Origin of the sequence: Streptomyces boncukensis (genome assembly GCF_011045075.1) — a bacterium.
GTDB lineage: Bacteria > Actinomycetota > Actinomycetes > Streptomycetales > Streptomycetaceae > Streptomyces > Streptomyces boncukensis.
The window spans coordinates 1-1,813 of record NZ_JAAKZZ010000881.1; the positions used below are offsets into that span (position 1 = coordinate 1).

Genomic DNA, 1,813 nt, shown 5'->3' on the forward strand with positions numbered 1-1,813 from the left:
GCCCCCGTCTGCGCCCCCGTCTGGGGCGGGGCGGCCGGCTCGTGCGTGCCGCCGGTGTGCTCGGCCGCGCGTTCCCGGTCCAGCACGGCGGCCAGTTCGGTGACGGTGGGCGCCTCGAAGAACGCCTGGACGGGCAGGTCGACGCCGAGCCGCTCGCGCAGCCGCAGCAGCACCCGCACGGCCCGCAGTGAGTGGCCGCCCGCCTCGAAGAAGTCCTCGTCGGGGTCCACCTCCCGGATGCCGAGCACCTCGCGCCAGACCGCGGCGACCTCCTGTTCGGTGGCGCTGAGCCCGGCGGCCTCCGCCGGGCCGCCGGCCGCCGGTTCCCCGGGTACGGCCGCCGCGGTGGCCGGCCGCGCCGGGGGCTCCGGCGCCGGGGCGGCGAGCGGGCCGAGCTCGGCCACGGGCGCGTCCGGTGCCTCCAGCACGGCGGAGAACAGCCGCTCCAGGTCCGCCGTGAACCGGTCGACGGAGCCCGGCTCGAACAGGTCGACGCTGCCGCGCACCCCGCCGTCGACCCGGCCCCCGGTCTCCCAGTAGTGCAGCACCAGGTCGAACTCGGAGGTGTCCAGGCCGAAGTCGAAGGCGCCCACCTCCAGGTCGCCCATGCGGGCGGCGCCCGCCGGGTTCTCGCCCACCACGGCCGCCTGGAACAGCGGGTTGTCGCCGCCGTTGCGCCCGGGGCGCAGCTCGGCCGCGACCACCTCGATCGGGGTGTCCCGGTGGGAGTACGCGTCCAGGCAGGAGTCCCGCACCCGCTCCAGCACCTGGCGGAAGGTCAGCCCGCCGGACAGGTCGAAGCGCAGCGCCAGGGTGTTGGCGAAGAAGCCGATGAGGTGCTCCACCTCGGGCTGGTCGCGGCCGTGCACCACCGATCCGGTGACGATGTCCTCGTCGCCCGAGCGCAGGTGCACCAGGGTGTTGAAGCCCGCCAGCAGCGCCATGAAGAGGGTCGCCTGGTGGTCCCTGGCCAGTGCGCGCAGCCGCGTCGCCACCGGCTCGGCGAGCCGGAAGGGCCGGCTGACCGCGCGCAGGCTGGTACGGCCCCGGCGGGGCCGGTCGGTCACCCCGTCCAGGGTGGGCAGCGGTTCGCGCAGGATGCGGCGCCAGTGCGCGAGCCGCCGCTCCAGCTCCTGGCCGCGCAGCAGGTCGCGCTGCCACTGCGCGAAGTCGGCGTAGCCCACCGGGAGCGCGGGCAGTCCGGCGGGCTCGCGGCCCTCGGTGCGGGCCGCGTAGCAGGCGAACAGCTCCCGGAAGAGGATGCCCATGGACATGCCGTCGCCGACGAGGTGGTGCAGGGTCACCATCAGGACGTGCTCGTCGGGCCCCAGCGGCGCCAGCAGGAACCGGATGAGCGGTCCCGCCGCCAGGTCGAACGGCCGGTCGGAGTCCGCGCGCAGCCAGGCGACCGTCTCCTCCTCGGTCCGCACCTCGGCCTCGATGTCGAACGCGACGGTCTGGTGCGCCAGTACGACCTGCCGCGGTTCGCCGTCCTGGACGCGGAAGACGGTGCGCAGCGCGTCGTGCCGCCCCACGACCCGCTCCAGCGCGTACCGCAGGGCCTGGACGTCGAGCGGGCCGCTGATCCGGATCGCCTCGACCATGTGGTGGTAGGCGCTGTCCGGGTGCAGTTGGGCGAGGAACCACAGGCGTTCCTGCGCGAAGGACAGCTCGGCGGTGTCGAGGCCGCGGCAGGGGATGACGGGCGCTTGCGGCCCGGCGCCGCCGGTCAGCCACTTCTCCATCAGCCGCCGCTTCGTCACCGACAGCGGCTCGCCGTCCGTGAGGGGACCGGGGGGAACCATGGACGTCC

The 1,813-nt window shown here is 75.3% G+C and carries 1 protein-coding gene; it reads right to left on the bottom strand.

Annotated elements, in window-relative coordinates:
- Positions 1-1,813: condensation domain-containing protein (locus G5C65_RS36650; protein WP_165303358.1), on the bottom strand; the 1,813-nt coding region annotated here is incomplete at both ends.